This window comes from Paenibacillus sp. FSL K6-1566, from assembly GCF_038050475.1.
Lineage (GTDB): Bacteria > Bacillota > Bacilli > Paenibacillales > Paenibacillaceae > Paenibacillus_AQ > Paenibacillus_AQ lactis.
Genome location: NZ_JBBOSR010000001.1, coordinates 903,793 through 920,853, shown reverse-complemented (window position 1 = coordinate 920,853; position 17,061 = coordinate 903,793). Strand labels below are relative to the sequence as shown.

The window sequence follows — 17,061 nt, the reverse complement described above, 5'->3', positions numbered from 1 at the left end:
CGTCTTTTACTGTTTCGTCTTTTACTGTTTCCTTTTAACGAGCGCGGCTTCGAAAAAGTTTGTTCCCTCCGGGGAAACGCCCTGCACAAAAATCCGCCCTCCGGTTTCGCCGGAGCGCCGGACGATGATCGTGTCCTTCAGCCTTGCCTCGTGGTTGTAGGTAATTTTGAATCCGGTGACCTTATCGCCCTGCAGCTCCGGCTCATCCAGCACGTCCATGCACAAGTCGGCATAGCGTGCGTTATTCAAATGACCATTCACGTCGATTCCGCTGTATCGGACCACGGTCGTATAGGCTTCCCCGAGCTCGATGCCTTCCGGCAATACCGCCTTGCTCGGCAGCTCCCCTACGGAATCCTGCCCGATGGGAACGTCATACGGAAACATGGATGGACGCAAAATTTTCCGTTTCTGAATATCCACCAGCGTCCATACCGAACGGGCGCCGCCCACCTGCTCCCCATGATCGTTCATAATCCGGTAATCCCGGTGCCAGAGCACCCCTTTGGAGCCGCGGCTCCAGGTCTCCACATGTATGGTTTCCATATCGCGTGGAATGCTTGTCATATCCGCTTCAAGCGTAATGAGCATCCAGCCGAGTCCCCGCTCAATCATCTCCTCGCGATCGATTCCCAGCGCCTCGATATGCTTGTCCGCCGCTCTTTGCATAATGCTCAGCAGCGACGACCAGCGGCAGTCTCCCCTGAAATCCGCATCCACGGATTGAATCGTATACGTCTCGGTCCATTTCTCTACCATAGCCTTAACTCCATCTCCTTTTATTAGCCTAAGCCCGCTGCAACATTTCAAGGATATCAATTCCCGTCCGTTTTTCAAAGCAGTACTCCCAAAGGTTGAGGCTGCTGGAATAAAGTAATACATTCGAGTTTTGGGGTTACCCGGTTTAAAAGTCACTTCTTTGGTTAATAGTAAGGCACAAACAACTATAACTTATACGAGGTGATAAACATGAGTTTTCTGTGGTCATTAATCGTAGGCGGTATTATCGGATGGATCGCGGGCTTGATTATGGGAAGAGACATCCCTGGCGGTATTATCGGTAACATCATCGCCGGCTTTGTCGGCGCATGGCTCGGCGGCCTGCTGCTGGGCGAGTGGGGCCCTGAGATGGGCGGCTTCTACCTCGTGCCTGCATTGATTGGTGCCGTGGTGCTCGTCTTTATCGTCAGCCTGATCATGGGCTCGATGAGACGTAACCGTTCCTAATCTTTGCCTCGGGTTAAACCCCATTGGCGCGGGCATGGAGAACGTTCCTTTGCGTTCAAACATAAGGGACCAATGAATAGCTCCAGCCCTTCAATATTGGGTATACGTTAAAAGATGCAGAAACAGGGTGCCGCAAGCCTTCAGCTTGCTTGGCACCCTGTTTTGCTGCGATTGAAGTCCACTCCTTTAGGGGAGGGGCAATCCGTGCTTCTTAGCGTAGTTCCCCCAATGAGGCTTGCGGCCGTCGATATCGGAGAAGCCGTATTCATCCGATAAATCCCAGCTGGTCAGCGCTCTCCCGCTCTTCTCCGACACCTTCGGATCTGCGGCAAGCGCCGCCACCGCCTGTCCGATCAAGTAGGGCGTCTCCGACTCGATGAAATGCGGATCCTTCGCCACGGCATCCTGCCAATTATCCTCGCCGACCCCGAAATGCGCAAGCATTTGCTCGGATCGGAGGAACCCCGGGGTAACCGACAACGCCGTCACGTTATAGGGACTAAGCTCGGCCGCCATTGCTTCCGCCAGGTGGATGCCCGATATTTTCGCAAGGCTGTAATATAGATTGCCCCGGTAACGATAAGTGGAGCCGTCCGTGATTTCAATGACAAGTCCGCTCCCTTGCTGGACCATAAGCGGCACACCGTAATAACTGGTCATGAGATGGGAGGTAACGGCCCGCTCCTGCATAAGCAGGCCGTCCGACAGGAACTGCTCCCAGAAGGGAACGTTCCAATGCGTCAGATGCTCGCCGCCCCATACATCGTTCACGAGAATGTCCAATTGACCGTTTTGTTCTTCGCTCACGCGCTCAAACAAAGCCTTTACCTGCGCCTCGACTGTATGGTCGCATTTTACCGGAATGCCGACACCGCCGCGCTCCGTCACCATGTCCGCCGTATCCTCAATGGTCTCGGGACGATTTATGTCCGATTTCTGTCCTCGGACGCTGCGGCCGGTGCAATAAACGGTCGCTCCCGCTGCTCCGAGCATAACCGCAATCGCCCGGCCCGCTCCCCGGGTTGAGCCTGCTACGACCGCAACCTTCCCCTTCAATGGCTTCGTTTCCAAGGTTTCCATGGATAATACCTCCCGCATGTTTGATTTCGAAATTCGCATGCTTACGGCCATTATTTTATCCTTCATATATGACATCCATTGTCTTATATCCATGCTACAATGAATGAAATTATCGAAATCGAGGTGACGCCTTCATGCGAGCTGACCGTCTGCTGTCGATCATGCTGATGCTACAGAACGGGGGGAAAAAGAATACGCGTTATCTGGCCGAGCAGCTGGAGGTATCGGAGCGGACCATCATCCGCGATATGGAGAGCCTCAGCGCAGCCGGCATTCCGGTATATGCCGAGCGGGGCCAGGCAGGGGGATGGATGCTCGAGGAAAGCTATCGGACGAATCTGACGGGGATGACGCGGGAGGAGCTGATTTCGCTTCTCATATCAAGCCACAGCCCGCTGATCGGCGACCTGGAGATCGGCAAGCAATTTGATGCCGCCTATCAGAAGCTGCTGGCGTCTTCTCCACGGTCCATTCGGCAGGACGCCGAGATGATCCGGGAGAAAATCCATATCGATGGCGCTGGCTGGCACTCCTTCAATCAATCGCATCCATACTTAACGGTCATTCAGGAGGCGCTGTGGGAGAACCGCAAGCTGCGGATCCATTATATGAAGGGAGACGAACGGGTGGAGCGCATCGTACATCCGCTCGGCCTTGTCGCCAAACGAAATACCTGGTATCTTGCTGCCGATACGCAGGAGGGACTCCGGACATACCGCGTCTCAAGAATAGCCGATGCCTTGGTGCTTGAGGATACGTTCATCCGGCCGGAGGGCTTCGATCTCGGTCGTTATTGGGAAGAGTCGGTCGCGAGCTTTAAGCGGAACTTGCCCAGCTACACCGCACGGGTCGAGATGACGAAGTCCCTGATCAAGCGCTTTGAAAGAGAGCGGTATGTCAAAATCCTCCATCAAGAGCCCCTCGCACAGGAAGGCTGGATCGAAGCCGATCTGGAGCTTGAAACGCTGGAATCCGCTTCGGCCTTCCTGTTAAGCTGCGGCGCGGAGATTAAAGTGCTCGCCCCTCAGGAGCTCCGCGATCATGTAAGCTCGGCCGCGAAAGCGATATGCCGGCTGTACGAGTAAAGGCATGGGCAAGACGAAAGCCGGCCGACTCTCGATGAACAGAGAGCGGCCGGCGTTTTAAGAGGATCATTTTATGGGGTGAATATGATAGGGCATGAATTTATCGTTTGGTGTTTAACGGCTTTAAATTCGCTTCGATCGCTTCACGCTTCCCTTCGAGGAACGGCGGCAGGGCGAGGGTTTCTCCCAGGTGGTCGACATGCTCATCGGTATCGAATCCCGGGCCGTCGGTAGCCACTTCGAACAAGATGCCGTTCGGCTCCCTGAAATACAGGGAACGGAAGTAGTATCGGTCGACATATCCCGAATTCGGGAAGCCGACGGCGCCGATCTGCTGAATCCATGCCTTCAGCTCCTCCTCGTCCTCTACCCGGAAGGCTACGTGGTGAACGCCCCCGCGTCCGAGGCGCTCCCGAGGGAGGTCAGTCCGCTCTTCCACATGAACCTCGGCACCGGTCCCCCCTTCTCCGGTCTCGAATACGACAATGTCCGGCTGACCCTGGGCCGGGGAGGCGTACTGGCCTTTGCGCCGGAAGCCCATCAGCTCCGTGAGCACCTGCACCGTTGGCTGCGCGTTCGGTACGGTCAGCTGAACGGGACCCAGGCCGATAATCGCGTATTCCGGCGGCACCGGCCCTTTTGCCCACGGACGGCCCCCGGCTACGCCCTCATTGTTCTCATCGGACACAAGTATGATCCGCTGTCCCTCAAAGTCCCTGAACGCCAAGGTAAGCCTTCCGGCGCGTTCCTTCACGTCCTCGCGCTCAACGCCGTGCTGATCCAGACGCTCCGCCCAATAGGTCAGCGCTTGATCGCTCGGCACCCGCAGCGAAGTGGCGGAAATGCTGTTGTTTCCCTCACGCGTCCGTCCCGCCATCGGAATTTCGAAGAAGGTAAGCTCTGTTCCGGGATTCCCCTTCTCATCGCCGTAAAATAAATGATATACCGACACGTCGTCCTGATTGACCGTCTTCTTGACGAGTCTCATCCCCATAATTTCAGTATAAAAGTCAAAATTATTGGAAGCCGACGCGGTCAGTGCGGAAACGTGGTGAATGCCTTTAAACTCCATGATGATTACCTCCTTGGGTGATCTGGCTTGATCTTGATTGCCGTGAATTCGGGACAGGTTCAGCGGTTCTCCTGTTCGTTCAGCCTTGCGGTTCGCGGGACGGAACGACTCCTTGACTCGTAACGATGCCGTTGTAAAATTGACGCCCGGCTCCTTCGAAACAACGCCTTGCTCTTATTTGAGTTTTGAGGTGCTTGTGGAATCAGTTTAGACCCAAAAGGAATGAACGTCAAGTCTTAATTTTAAGATTTATAAAATAAAGATATATTCGGTGTAAAAGGCATCCATATTAACAACATAAACATCAAAACAGGTGCCCCTCCCTTATCGTTAGGAAAAACACACCTGTTAATGCACCCTCGCATTCTATTTCATACCGCACTTCTTCATACCATACTTCGTTACACCATACTTCGTTACACCATACTTCGTTACAGCCGCCTGAAGCCCCGACTTACATAGCCGTTGTGGCCTCCTCACGGTATTCGGAAGGCGTCTTGCCCGTTATTTTCTTGAACACCTGCGTAAAATACCTCGGATCCTGATAGCCGACAAGCGGCGCAACCTGATACACCTTAACATTGGTATTACGCAGGATGCTCTTGGCCTTCTCGATCCGGCACTCCGTCAAATACTCCAGGAAGGTATACCCCGTCGTCTGCTTGAACAGCGTGCAAAAATGGCCAATGCTCAAATCGGACAGCTCGGATACTTCCTCGATGCTGAGATCCTTCTGGTAATGCTCGGCAATGTACGCCTTGGCTTTGCCGATGACAGCCTGGACGTTGTCCCGGGAGTGGCCGGTTCGGCTATCGGTCATCCATTGGCCGAAACGCGATTTCATGACATCCATCAGCTCCTGCAGCGTCTGGGATGATTGGAACTGCTGCAGCAGTTCCTCCAGAGACCATTCGAACGTCACCTTCATATGCTCGAATTGCCGATACAGCACGACGCTCAGCTCAAACAGCAAACGTTCCGCCATTTCGCGGCTGATGGCATGCTCGCCGATATACGCCTTGGTTTCGTCCAAGAGCTCAAGCAGACGCTCCTTGTTGAGCGTACGGATGCTTTCCACCATGAGCGACTCCAGCTGCTTGGGATATTTCAATCCGCCTGACTGCTCCGCTTCGGATTCCCCTCCTCCCGGGAACACGCCCTCCGCTCCCGTATAAAACCGCCGGTACAAAGCCCTCACCGCCGTTTCGTACGCCACGCCGAGCCGGTCGATACCGGCCATGCCGCCGCTGAAGCCGACGGAGCAGGACAGCTTCGTATATCGCTTGATCAGCCCGACCAGATCCCGCCCGATTGTCTCCTGCCGGTCGCGGGTCAAGCTTGGGAGCAGCAGCACCCACTCCCCGCTGCGGAACGGAAATACCGTTAGGCCTCCATTCATCACCGACCATTCCTCCAGCACATTGCGCACCGCAAACAGCCACAGCCGCTTCTCGTCCATCGACCACTGCTGGTTCAGCCGCGGATAGTGATCCAGCTGAATCACGGCCATTGTATAGCCGTCCTCGAGCTCGCTGTCTTCGAGCCACTGCATATGCTGGAGCGGGCTTCGGCTGCCCTCGATGAATTCCGTCAGCATCCGCTCGCGGGCAAGCAAGGACAGAACCTTAACCGAATGCAGCATCCGGTCGTCGGCCATTTGCCGCTCCAGCGTCTTGGCGGCCCTGGCAATCGTCTCGGTCAGCTCCTCATGATCGATCGGCTTCAGCAAGTAATCGAAGGCGCCCTCACGGAGTGCTTCCCTTGCGTATTCGAACTCGCCGTAACCGCTGATGAAGATAATGAGGCGCCTGGATTGGTCGGCCTTCAGCTCTTTCATCAGCGTAATCCCGTCCATGCCCGGCATGCGGATATCGCTAATGACCAAATGCGGCGAAAGCTCTCGCGCGAGCTTCAGCGCACTGTCACCGCTCTTCGCTTCCCCAACGACCTCGAGGTCGAGCTCATCCCAAGGAATCGCCGCCTTCAGGCTGCGCAGTATCATCGGTTCATCGTCGACCAGCATCACTCTGAATTTTCCGTCCGACCCTCCCATAGCCGTCCCCCCTTGCCCCCTATTATTCGATTACCGCATTTCTTCGCAGCTGCCAATACCGCACCGAGGACGCCTGAATTTCCTCCAGCGCCGCCGCAGCATCCATCCGTCCGCCGATCATCTCCTCGACCACTTTAAGAAAGGTCCGCGTAACCTCCGGCGACAGCTGGTTGTCATAAGGTATGAAGGTGCTGGGCGACTGCTCCATCAGCTCGATCACCTGGGCGAAGACCGGCCCCGTCTCGTTGGCGTCAAACGTAATTTTCATCGAAGGGACGCGCAGTCCCTCATACACTAGGCGGGTCTGGACCTCCGGCGTATAGAACATCTGCAGCAGCTCCAGCGCTGCCTGCTTCTTCAGCTCATCCATATTAGAGGACAGACCGATTCCGATCGTATATCCGCCGGCCAAGGAGCGGGCTTCGCCTGGGCGGAGCGACGGAAACGGAATGACGCCGACCTCCTGCTGAAATTCAGGGCGGTCCTCATTCTGAAACAGCGTGATGTCCCAGCTGCCGTTCAAATACATCGCCGCCTTACCTTCGGTAAACAAAGCGATCGCCTCTTCCGTGGAAAGATCATTGGCTCCCTCGCTGAAAGCGCCTTGCCCGATCCACGATTCAAGGTCATGGAACGCCTGAAGATAGGGCTCGTTATGAAAGCTCACCCCATCCTGTCCCTCGACCAGCCTGCCGATCAGCCCGGGACCCGCATGGCGATCCATGAAATATTGCGCGAATATCCCGGCCGGCCAGCGGTCCTCGTTCCCTAGCGCAAACGGAATCAGCCCGTTCTCCCTCAGCACCCGGATCGCCTCGCTCAAGTCGCTCATCGTCTCCGGAGGCTCAAGCCCCAGCTTCCGAAACAACGTCCTGTTGTAATAAATCGGCTCCGCATGGCCTTCAAACGGCAGACCGTACACCCTGCCTTCCAGCGTCCAGTGATGAAGATCCTTAAATTGATCCGCGAGGCCGTTCTCCTTTAAAAAGTCCGTCAAATCCATCAGCCGGTTCGATCTCGCGTAAGGGATGATCTCCGCACCTCCGAACAGCACGAACATATCCGGCGGCGTTCCCGTCACCATCTCGCTCTTCAGCTTCTGCTCGCGGTGGATCGTCTGATCGATGCTCTCGAAGTTTATTTTCACGTTTGGATGCGCTTTCTCATACGTGCGCACGATGGATTCGAAAATATCCAGCACCGGCTTGTCATGCTCCTTGTTCCAGAAGTGGCGGAACGTCAGCGTTATTTTCTCGGGTGCGGCTTCCTGTGCCGGCTCATGCTGCCGCAGCGTAATCCACACGACGGAGAGCGCCAAAAGAGAGGCGTACACAACAATCCAGCCCCAATTCCAAAACCATCTCAAGTGGAGCTCCCCCTTCATGTGAGTATTTTCGGAATCCGAATACGAATCATCGATCCGTAGCCGGCCGAAGAGCAGATCATGAGGCCGTATCGGCTTCCGAACCGAATGCGGAGCCGTTCGTGGACATTCTTGAGCCCGACGCCGTTCTCGCGGTATTTTTTCAGCTGCCCCTGGTCTTTATTCCACAGCTCGATCAGCGTTTCCGGGTCGAAGCCCGGTCCGTTATCCGTGACATCAATGACGATATCGTCCCGCTGCTCGGATACCTTGATGCTGATATAGCCGCTTTCCTCCATCGGCTCAATGCCGTGATACAGCGCGTTCTCGACAATCGGCTGCACGATCAGCTTCTGGGTGACAAAGTGCCTGAGCGAATCCGAAAGCTCGATCTCGTAATCGAATTTTTCCTCAAACCGGAACTTCTGGATCCGCATATAATGCCGGACATGCTCCAGCTCCATGCTGAGCGGAATGAGCTCATGGTGCTCGCTGATGCTGATGCGCAGCAGCTTGCCGAGCGAGATCACCATTTTGCTGATATCTTTGTTTCCTTGCAGAACAGCCATCGAGTTAATCGACTCCAGCGAATTGTATATAAAATGCGGATTGATCTGCGCCACCAGCGCCTGCAGCTCCGCTTCCTTCTTACGTGCCTGCTCGGTCTCCACTTGAGCCAGCAGCTCCTGAATCTGCGTGCTCATCCGGTTGAAGCCGTCGATCAAGAGCCCCGTCTCGTCTTGCGCCCCGTGATGCGGCGGAATCGGGACGAAAATCCCCTGCTTCACCCGCTTCATGCCGTTCACCGCGCTGATGATGCTTCGGACCATGCGCCGGACAAAAAAACGGTCGAATAAAAAAGCCGATACCAATGAAATCAGCCCCAGGATCAGCGCAAGGTTGCGGATGGACACCGATTCGGCGGCGATCAGCTTGCTCGGCGTAATCGCGACCAGAAACCAGTCCTTATTATGGGAAGGCATATACGTGATCAGCGACTTCTCGCCTAAGTAGCGGTCGACGTAATGCCCTTTGCCGTTCACGCCCTCTTCGGCCAGAAAAGGAAACTCCGCCCGTTCCCCGATATGCTCCCCGGACTTGTTGAAGACGATCCGGCCCTGCTTGTTAACCAGCAGGATGTCCCCCTGCTTTAGCGTTGCCGCTTCCCAGAACACCTGATCCAGCAGATCCGGCTTCACGTAAATCACGAAGGTTCCGATATCCTCCAGCGAGTAATAGTCTTTGATCATCCTGGCCTGGATCAAGACCGGGGCACCCGATTCGGCCGAGCCGTTCTCGCCGGGCCCGACCCACAGCGGGCGCCCTTCCGCCTCCCCGACCGCCTTATACCAATCCTGCCCTCTCAGCTCGGCAAGCGGCATGCCTCCGCTTGTATGATAGACAAGCTGTTCGTTCGAATACAGCGCAAACGACGCAATCATCGGATGATTGACGAGGTTATTGATCTCCTGCCGCCGCTCGTATGTGATCGGATAATCCGGCTGCTTCAGCATCTGCTGAACGGTCTGCTGGGTTATCGCCGAATTGGAAATCGTCGTAATCTCGCTTAATGCGAATTTCAGCTTGCTGTCCGTTTCCAAGAGCGATATCGAATAGAAATCGTTCGACTTCTTCTCCATGGCTGCGGAGAAGCTGTAATAGGATACGCCGCCCAGCGCAATGACGGGGATGAAGACAAGCAGAATAATAGCCAGCAATATTTTTCGGCGGAGCTTCATGGCCGGTTCTCCCCCCAATCTCTATCTCTATTATTCTTCGCGCCGGGCGGCATTCCTTGTCGAATGCCCTCTTGTCGATTAACTTTTTATGGCGCCTGATGTCAGGCCGGCGATAACCCAGCGGCTGAACAGCAGGAACACGATCAGCAGCGGCAGCGTTGCCGTGAAGGTCGCGGACATGATCATCCCAAAATCAAGGCCGTCCTTGTTCGTGAACAATTGCTGAAGCGCGATCTGGATCGTATAGTTTTCCCGGTTCTTGAGCACGACGAGCGGCCAGAAGAAGTCGTTCCACACGTTCATGAAGTTCAGAATGCCAAGCGTTGCCATCGCCGGCGTAACGACCGGAATGGCTATGTTCCAGAAGATGCGGAAATGGCCGCCGCCATCGATCCGGCCCGCCTCGATCAGCTCGGTATGGACGGCCGAGGCGATATACTGCCGCATCCAGAAGATTCCGAAGGCGTTGACCATGGCGGGCACGATCAGCGCTTTATAGCTGTCGATCCACTGCAGCTTGGCCATGATGACATATTGCGGCAGGACGCCGAGCTGGGCAGGCACAAGCATGGTCGCGATGACGAACACGAACAGCGTTTTTTTCAGCGGAAACTCATATTTGGCAAAGGCATAGCCGGCCAGCGTGCACAGAAATACGACCGAAAGGGTAACCGCCGTCGATACGACGACCGAATTGAGCAGCGCCCGGAAGAACTCGGTCCGCTCCAGCACGCGTGCGAAGTTATCGAAAAAGGCCGTTCCCGGCGTAAGCAGCGGCGGAATTTGAAAGGCCGCATCCTTGCCGTTGGTTGCGACGACGAACATCCAGTAGAACGGAAATATCGAAACCAGGGCGCCGAGGATCAGGAATACGTAAAATAACGTCTTGGCGACGATACCGGGTTCATCCGGCTTTTTGCGGGTGACTGAAAGTGTGCTCATGCTTTTTTCCTCCCCGTATCTCCGCCCATCCGGCTCGACAGCATCATATTCAGGACGGAGAACACAATCGTTGCGATAAACAAAAGGACGGCCGTAGCAGCTGCGGTTCCGAAGAAGCCGTTCTTGAACGCCTCATTGTATAAATAGGTGACCATCGTGACCCCTTCCTGCCTCGTGGAGCCTGTACCCGATTGCCCCAGGAACACATACGGCTCCGTGAACAGCTGCAGCGCGCCGATCGTGGACACCAGGGTGACGAATAGAATAAAAGGACGAAGCAGCGGCATGGTAATGTATATAAACTGCTGGCGGCGGCTGGCGCCGTCGATCTTCGCGGCTTCGTAAATGTCGGTGGGGATGCTCTGCAGCCCGGACAAGAAAATAATGGCGTTATACCCCATCCAGCGCCACATGACCATGGTCGAAATGGCGATTTTGACGCCCCACCAGCCGGAATTGAACGGAACGCTTTCCATGCCGAACGTGTTCAGCATCCAGTTGACCATCCCGTTGTTGCCGAACATCGTGCTGAAGACAAGCGTAACGGCCACAATGGACGTAATATTCGGCATGAAATATAGGACGCGGAACGTATTCTTGAACTTGTTCAGCGCAGAATTCAGCATGACCGCAACGAACAAGGCCACGATGAGCTGCGGTACGGTACCCATAAGCGCCATAAGGAGCGTGTTGCCGAATGCGATCCAGAACGTTGGATCCCCGGTGACGAACTCATAGTTTTTGAGGCCGACATATTTCATCGGACCCAGCGCGTCCCACTTATAGAATGACAAATAGATGGTAAACACGATGGGATACAATCCAAAGATGGAGAACAAAATAAAGAATGGTGAAATGAATGTATACGCCGTAAAACGGCTGCGCCGGGTCTCGGTCAAAAACCGCCTTTTTTGCGGCAGCGGCTGCGGCCGTTCGGCTGTAGCGGTATCCGCCATGGATGCACCTCCAGGAAGTAAGTGATAAATCCGAATCCGGGAGAGGATGCTTCAGAAGATCCCCTCTCGAATTCGGACGCTTTAAGTTTCATATGGTTGTCATGCGTTGGGAGTGGGTAGCCCTCCCGCTGCCCTAGCTGCGCTCAACCAATGTTTTGATTTGCTGCATGGCGCTCTCCCATTCCTTTTGCGGGTCAGCCTTCTTCTCGAGCACGTTTTTGAGCGCATTTTTAATAATCGTGTCCGTCTGGTCATGCAGCGGTCCGTAGTATACCGGCTTGACGCGCTCCGCGGATTGGGCATAGGCTTCCGCAATCACCTGGCCGCCGAAAAATTCGTCCTGGTCTTCCTTGAACGTCGGTTCGTCGTAAACGGCCGGAATCGATGGGAACAACCCGCTGTCTTTAAACGATTTCAGCTGGTTCTCTTTGCTGACGATCCAAGAGATGAATTCATAGGCTTCCTTCGGATGCTTCCCTTCCTTCGGCAGCGTCAGGAACGAGCCGCCCCAGTTGCCTGCGCCTTCAGGCAATTGGGCGATTTTCCACTTGCCTGCGCTGTCCTCAGCATTGCGAATGGTGCCTGCGATCCAAGCCGGGCCGAGCATGACCCCGAAATCGCCGTCATTAATCGCTTTCTGCCATTCCGGAGACCACAGAATCCAGTTGCCGATCCAGCCTTCCTGGATGCCCTTGACGGTGAAATCATAGGCCTTCTTCACTTGCGGGTTGGTCTCGCCGATAAAGCTGCCGTCTTCTTTATTGAAATAGATCTGATCCGGCGACTGGTCGCGAACGCCGTTATAAACCAGATCCGTCAGGTCGGCAAACGGCTTGCCCGTTTTATCCTTGAACTGCTTCGCCACGGTTGCAAACTTATCCCACGTATCGATTGCGGCACTGAAGGCTTCCGGATCCGTCGGCAGCCCCGCTTGCTCAGCCAGGTCCGTACGGTAATACACGACCGTAGGGCCGATATCCGTTGGAAGGCCGAGCTGGAAGGAGCCGTCCACGGATGTTGCCTGCTTCCATTTCCATTCGAGATAGTTGCCTTCAATGTCTTTCGCGCCGAGATCATAGAGGTTGTGGAACTTGTCCTGGTTGTTAATGAAGCGCTCCATGAAGGCGATTTCAAGCATGAAAATGTCAGGCGCGCCCGAGCCGGCGGACAATGCTGTCGTCAGATTGTTATGATGGGCCGTCTGATCGGACGTGTTCTGGAACTTCACGGTGATGTTCGGATGCTCCTTCGTATACTCCTTGGCCAAATCCTCATAGTTGGTCGTACCCAGCGACCAGAAGGAAAGCTCGATTTTCTCTGTAGAGCTGCCCTCATTCGAGTTCCCTTCGTTTGAGCCGCCTTCGTTCGTGCTGCCTCCTCCCTCTTGGTTGGTACCGCCTCCTGGCGATTCCGCAGAATTGCCGCCACCGCAGGCAGCCAGTGAGAAGACCATGATGATGCTCAGGAGCAAGGCGCTCCATGTTTTGAATCTACTCATGCTTTTACCCCTCTCATGTAACTTATTTTCTTTTTTAGTCTAATGGGAGACGGGCGACATTTTGAGGAGGCAAACTTCCGAATTCAGGTTGAATTTATTACGATTCAGTTCGATAACCGGAAGAAATTCATCCACGACAAAAAAGACCTTATGCACTCTAGAGGCATAACGTCTTGATTGGGTTTCTTGTTTCAACTGCTAATACCGCCCGCTCTGATCGGGACGGCTATACCCTCCCTTAATCAGTTAGCTCCCGAATCGGGTGGAACCATGCATCATCGACGGGAAGAAATCGCTCCATTCCGGATGTTTGCTTGAACAGTCCCGATCCCTCCGCGTCTTCCGGCAGGAAAATGTGCGGATTCCCGCTGACTTCATCGGAAGTAAAGGCATCCAGCAGCTTTTGCTGATCCTCGCTGCTAACGGTATCCGTATTGATCGCAAAGGGAGGATTCAGCACGGGTGTGACCGATATAATCGTAAACGCTTTGCCGGCCAGCGCATGAAGGGGCTCTGCGGCATCTGTCTTGACCTTATACACGGCCCCTGGCATATTCGCCGTTCCGGATGACAGCTCGATATCGTCAGACACGCATCGATCGCAGAAGGCCGCTGCATCAGCTTTACCTGTCAATAAATTCTCAAGCGAGCCCTGATGCGTTCCCCCGTACAGCACTTCACGAAAAACCTGATCCTTACCGCCCTGAAGCAAGTCATCCGTTGTCAAATCCTGATACTTGTCCATCCTGCCCAAAGATCCGATCATTTCATGGGCAGGTATCTTAAACCCGGACATGGAGGTTTCGGACACAAATGATATTTTTTTACCGGCAATAGGCTCCAAAGCATAACCGTTTCCGCGTTTATACGCCCCCTCCTCGCCTTGTCGCACGCTCACCCAGCTAAAATAGAAAGCGTCTTCGAGCGTTCCGGTTTCCCCGCTTGCGACGACCAGCGGCTGGACCATCGGATTTGCGGCGTTCGCTCTGACATAGCCCTCTGTCCCGATGAATGCCAGATCGGCTTGTCCGTTCACAATCGCATCGATGGCATCCGTATCCTCCGTAAAGATGGCATGCTCGACTTGTTTACCCGTCGCTTTCTCGATCACTTTGCCCAGCTCATCACGGGCTTCCTTCACCACGGCCCCGGATTCGCCTTGAAGCCAGGCGATGGTTATCGTGCCCTCGGATTTTGGGCCTGCCCCTGCCCCTGCTACGTGTAACGCACCGCCATTCGTTCCGCAGCCTGTCGCTGCCACCAGCACAACCAGCGAAATCATGAGCAGCCAAATCTTCTTCATCAAACAATCTCCTCTCGGGGACCACCGGTCGTTTGTCTGCCATGCATCAAGACCGGAAAAACGTGCTGTATTCCACAGCTCCGAAGACACTGTTTCCCCAACTTCCCTATATGAAATCAGTCTAGCCTGTTGCTGGGTCGCAAGGGTCAATGCAGTGTAATAATTATGTAAAACCAAGGTAAACATGAGGTTGGGCAAATAAAAAAACAAGCCAGGACCGAATCATCCTGACTTGAATTTTCTTGACGGATTTATGGAAAGCTCTAGCTATTTAACTCTGCGTTTCTCGAATAAAAAAGGTTCACTGTCGGCCATCGCCTTAGATCATCCATCGAATGATGGATCCCGCATAAGTCATGCCGCCGCCAAAGCCGTAGAGCAGCACGTTGTCCCCGCTCTTCAGCCGGCCTTCGTCAATAGCCAGCTGCAGCGCCAACGGGATGGATGCGGCCGATGTGTTCCCGCGGTATTCGACGCTTGTCAGCGTCCGGTCGAGCGGCATCGGCCCACGTTCGCATATCGCTTCGATCATTCGGAGGTTGGCGCTATGCGGGACGAACCAGTCGATGTCTTCCGGCGACATGCCTCCTTTATCCAGAAGCTCGCGGACGCCGTCCGGAATATTGCGGACGGCCCATTTATAAATTTCGCGGCCGTTCTGCACGAGACAGCCGCTCTTTAGCTCCTCGCCGTCCATCTTTTCGGACAGCGCGGTTTTATATAGATGAATGCCGCCTTCGCCGAATGTGCCGGACGTGGACGCCAGAATGCCCGGCCGGCTCTCATCCGCTTCCAGCAGCACCGCGCCGGCCCCGTCTCCGAACAGGACACATGTCGTTCGGTCGGTGTAATCCGTAATTTTGGAGAGCGTCTCGGCGCCAATGACCAAAATTTTCGAGTAGGCACCGCCGGATATAAGCCCGTCCGCCATCTGCAGTGCATAGACGAAGCCGGCGCATGCCGCATTCACATCAAGGGCGCCCGTACTGACGATGCCAAGCTTGGACTGGACTCTCGAAGCCGTGCTCGGGAAGGAATACTCCGGCGTGCTGGTTGCCACAAGAATCATATCCGCATCCTTCACGGTAACACCGTATCGATTGACCATATCTTCCACGGCCTTGATTGCCAGATCGGATACAAATTGATCCTCCGCAGCGATGCGGCGCTCTCTCATCCCCGTCCGCTGAACGATCCATTCGTCGCTCGTATCCACCATCTTTTCTAAATCCGCATTGCTCAGGACGCGGTCGGGAACATACGTCCCGATGGCCGTTATTTTTGACTTGGATTGATTCATGATGACACCTCCATTTTTATTTACGTCTATTATAACACCAAGTATTAGGACTTGGTACTAATTTTATTTGGATAGGCGCCATTAGAACTCCCCTTCCTGAAAATCAAGGTTATCCGCAAGGGCGTCAACCGTCCTTCGGGACGTCGAGATGTTCAAGATATTTCTTCAAATTTTGTAACACGACCGCGTATCCGTCAGGAAACATGTGAATGCCGTCAATGGCATACTCCTTGTACAAATGGCCCTCGGCATCCGTCAACCCGTCATTTACGTCAATAAAGGTATACCCGTGCTTGGCCGCCAACTGCTTGATCGCATCGTTTGCTTCCCGAATCGCCTCATTCGTTCTTCTCTGAAAAATCTCCTCCATCGAAGCTCTGGACACAAACGGAAAGTCGTCTTTGGCATTAACGGGATAGTAGGCCATGACAAATACCCTACAATCGGGCAGCCTTGTAGCGATGCGGGTCAAAATCTCGTCATAGTTTGCAAGCAGACGCTCCAGCTTATAATCAGGCGCGCTGATATCATTGGTCCCAATGTTGATGAAGATGTTGGAAGGCTCAAGGTCAAAAACACAAGTTTCCATCGACGCTAATAATTCCGCAGTGACATAGCCCGCAATCCCGCGATTGTAGATGCAATATGGGAGTGCCAGCGTCTGCTGCAGCTCATTGATCGGGAAAAATTCCATCAGCGATGAGCCCACCATCACCACCTGCCCTTTCAGGGCCAATCGATTGAGCTTCTGGTAGTGCAGCAGCTTCATCTTCTTTTCATCGTTCGCTTCAGGCCATGTGTCTTCCTGAATCCCCGGCTCGCGATCCTCCGCCGTGTGCCACCCTTTATTTTCGTCCGCTGATGCCATTTATATCCCTCCTCTTTCAAAGGTTCAGATTTTGATTTTGTTTACCCTTTCATTCTAAGCCTTTTCACGTTTCCCGCAATGCCCTTGATCGTTTGGAGTGATGTAATACGCTGATATTCACCGAATAAATAAAAAAACAGGACCGGACAAGGCTATGCCCTAAATCCGGTCCTGTCTTCGATACGTCGTCCCCTGCAGCTACGAAATGGTGGCCTGGAGGCTCCATGACGGCCTGCAGCTCCATTATGAGCGGGCGAGCGGGCAGACACCCTCGCTCAACAGCGCGTGCCCAGAGCGTGCACGAGCACCTTATGAGCATTCACACGCTTTTGACGTGGCAGGAATCGCAAACCTCCGATTATGCGTGTAACCATACAAAAAAACAAGCGCGTTATCGACATATCGATAACGCGCTTGTTGGTTGTGCTTGGCGGCGTCCTACTCTCCCGGGACCCTTCGGTCCAAGTACCATCGGCGCTGGAAGGCTTAACGGTCGTGTTCGGTATGGGAACGCGTGGAACCCTTCCGCCATCGCCACCAAACGTGATTTTTGCGCTGCACTTTGCTTCAATGAT

General features: G+C 54.3%; 14 protein-coding genes and 1 rRNA gene. 2 read left to right on the top strand and 13 right to left on the bottom strand.

The window, feature by feature from the left end; all coding sequences use genetic code 11:
- Positions 1-21 precede the first annotated feature (21 nt).
- Positions 22-759 (bottom strand): acyl-[acyl-carrier-protein] thioesterase, encoded by a 738-nt coding sequence (locus NST08_RS04045; protein WP_028406389.1) that lies wholly within the window; start codon positions 757-759, stop codon positions 22-24.
- A 210-nt stretch (positions 760-969) separates the two neighbouring features.
- Here NST08_RS04045 and NST08_RS04040 point away from each other — a divergent pair, with 210 nt between their 5' ends.
- Entirely contained in the window at positions 970-1,227 is a 258-nt protein-coding gene (locus tag NST08_RS04040; protein ID WP_007132746.1) for a GlsB/YeaQ/YmgE family stress response membrane protein, read from the top strand.
- 186 nt (positions 1,228-1,413) lie between these two features.
- Here NST08_RS04040 and NST08_RS04035 read toward each other — a convergent pair whose 3' ends face one another.
- Positions 1,414-2,307, bottom strand: coding sequence for an SDR family oxidoreductase (locus tag NST08_RS04035; RefSeq protein ID WP_007132747.1), 894 nt, complete (start codon positions 2,305-2,307; stop codon positions 1,414-1,416).
- A gap of 134 nt (positions 2,308-2,441) precedes the next feature.
- Between NST08_RS04035 and NST08_RS04030 the strand changes: the two genes are divergently transcribed.
- A complete protein-coding gene (locus tag NST08_RS04030; RefSeq protein ID WP_028406390.1) occupies positions 2,442-3,392 on the top strand; it encodes a helix-turn-helix transcriptional regulator in 951 nt (316 codons plus the stop codon).
- A gap of 100 nt (positions 3,393-3,492) precedes the next feature.
- Here the strand turns inward: NST08_RS04030 and NST08_RS04025 are convergent, their stop codons facing one another.
- The 11 genes from NST08_RS04025 to rrf all read right to left on the bottom strand — a co-directional run bounded on the left by NST08_RS04025 (position 3,493) and on the right by rrf (position 17,028).
- A complete protein-coding gene (locus NST08_RS04025; protein ID WP_007132749.1) occupies positions 3,493-4,464 on the bottom strand; it encodes a ring-cleaving dioxygenase in 972 nt (323 codons plus the stop codon).
- A 454-nt stretch (positions 4,465-4,918) separates the two neighbouring features.
- Complete coding sequence (locus NST08_RS04020; RefSeq protein WP_007132750.1) at positions 4,919-6,517, bottom strand: response regulator transcription factor; 1,599 nt, start codon at positions 6,515-6,517, stop codon at positions 4,919-4,921.
- Between the two features lie 22 nt (positions 6,518-6,539).
- On the bottom strand, positions 6,540-7,883 hold the full coding sequence (locus NST08_RS04015; protein WP_028406391.1) for an extracellular solute-binding protein: 1,344 nt from the start codon (positions 7,881-7,883) through the stop codon (positions 6,540-6,542).
- Positions 7,884-7,897: 14 nt separating this feature from the next.
- Positions 7,898-9,619, bottom strand: coding sequence for a cache domain-containing sensor histidine kinase (locus tag NST08_RS04010; protein ID WP_007132752.1), 1,722 nt, complete (start codon positions 9,617-9,619; stop codon positions 7,898-7,900).
- 78 nt (positions 9,620-9,697) lie between these two features.
- Positions 9,698-10,561: a carbohydrate ABC transporter permease gene (locus tag NST08_RS04005; protein WP_007132753.1), complete on the bottom strand. Its 864-nt coding sequence runs from the start codon at positions 10,559-10,561 to the stop codon at positions 9,698-9,700.
- Positions 10,558-11,517 (bottom strand): carbohydrate ABC transporter permease, encoded by a 960-nt coding sequence (locus NST08_RS04000; RefSeq protein WP_007132754.1) that lies wholly within the window; start codon positions 11,515-11,517, stop codon positions 10,558-10,560. The genes NST08_RS04005 and NST08_RS04000 overlap by 4 nt, the downstream gene beginning before the upstream one ends.
- A gap of 133 nt (positions 11,518-11,650) precedes the next feature.
- On the bottom strand, positions 11,651-13,015 hold the full coding sequence (locus NST08_RS03995) for an ABC transporter substrate-binding protein (protein ID WP_007132755.1): 1,365 nt from the start codon (positions 13,013-13,015) through the stop codon (positions 11,651-11,653).
- Between the two features lie 238 nt (positions 13,016-13,253).
- Complete coding sequence (locus tag NST08_RS03990; protein WP_007132756.1) at positions 13,254-14,318, bottom strand: PhnD/SsuA/transferrin family substrate-binding protein; 1,065 nt, start codon at positions 14,316-14,318, stop codon at positions 13,254-13,256.
- A gap of 319 nt (positions 14,319-14,637) precedes the next feature.
- Positions 14,638-15,618 (bottom strand): ketoacyl-ACP synthase III, encoded by a 981-nt coding sequence (locus NST08_RS03985; RefSeq protein ID WP_007132757.1) that lies wholly within the window; start codon positions 15,616-15,618, stop codon positions 14,638-14,640.
- A gap of 124 nt (positions 15,619-15,742) precedes the next feature.
- Positions 15,743-16,486 carry a GDSL-type esterase/lipase family protein gene (locus NST08_RS03980; protein WP_007132758.1) on the bottom strand — a complete coding sequence of 248 codons (744 nt, stop codon included), beginning with the start codon at positions 16,484-16,486 and terminating at the stop codon, positions 15,743-15,745.
- A 425-nt stretch (positions 16,487-16,911) separates the two neighbouring features.
- Positions 16,912-17,028, bottom strand: a 5S ribosomal RNA gene (rrf, locus tag NST08_RS03975).
- Positions 17,029-17,061: the final 33 nt, after the last annotated feature.

What these genes read in the sequence shown, in the direction of transcription:
- NST08_RS04045 (WP_028406389.1), bottom strand. Translation starts at nt 759, where the DNA reads ATGGTAGAGAAATGGACCGAGACGTATACGATTCAATCCGTGGATGCG.
- NST08_RS04040 (WP_007132746.1), top strand. Translation starts at nt 970, where the DNA reads ATGAGTTTTCTGTGGTCATTAATCGTAGGCGGTATTATCGGATGGATC.
- NST08_RS04035 (WP_007132747.1), bottom strand. Translation starts at nt 2,307, where the DNA reads ATGGAAACCTTGGAAACGAAGCCATTGAAGGGGAAGGTTGCGGTCGTA.
- NST08_RS04030 (WP_028406390.1), top strand. Translation starts at nt 2,442, where the DNA reads ATGCGAGCTGACCGTCTGCTGTCGATCATGCTGATGCTACAGAACGGG.
- NST08_RS04025 (WP_007132749.1), bottom strand. Translation starts at nt 4,464, where the DNA reads ATGGAGTTTAAAGGCATTCACCACGTTTCCGCACTGACCGCGTCGGCT.
- NST08_RS04020 (WP_007132750.1), bottom strand. Translation starts at nt 6,517, where the DNA reads ATGGGAGGGTCGGACGGAAAATTCAGAGTGATGCTGGTCGACGATGAA.
- NST08_RS04010 (WP_007132752.1), bottom strand. Translation starts at nt 9,619, where the DNA reads ATGAAGCTCCGCCGAAAAATATTGCTGGCTATTATTCTGCTTGTCTTC.
- NST08_RS04005 (WP_007132753.1), bottom strand. Translation starts at nt 10,561, where the DNA reads ATGAGCACACTTTCAGTCACCCGCAAAAAGCCGGATGAACCCGGTATC.
- NST08_RS04000 (WP_007132754.1), bottom strand. Translation starts at nt 11,517, where the DNA reads ATGGCGGATACCGCTACAGCCGAACGGCCGCAGCCGCTGCCGCAAAAA.
- NST08_RS03995 (WP_007132755.1), bottom strand. Translation starts at nt 13,015, where the DNA reads ATGAGTAGATTCAAAACATGGAGCGCCTTGCTCCTGAGCATCATCATG.
- NST08_RS03990 (WP_007132756.1), bottom strand. Translation starts at nt 14,318, where the DNA reads ATGAAGAAGATTTGGCTGCTCATGATTTCGCTGGTTGTGCTGGTGGCA.
- NST08_RS03985 (WP_007132757.1), bottom strand. Translation starts at nt 15,618, where the DNA reads ATGAATCAATCCAAGTCAAAAATAACGGCCATCGGGACGTATGTTCCC.
- NST08_RS03980 (WP_007132758.1), bottom strand. Translation starts at nt 16,486, where the DNA reads ATGGCATCAGCGGACGAAAATAAAGGGTGGCACACGGCGGAGGATCGC.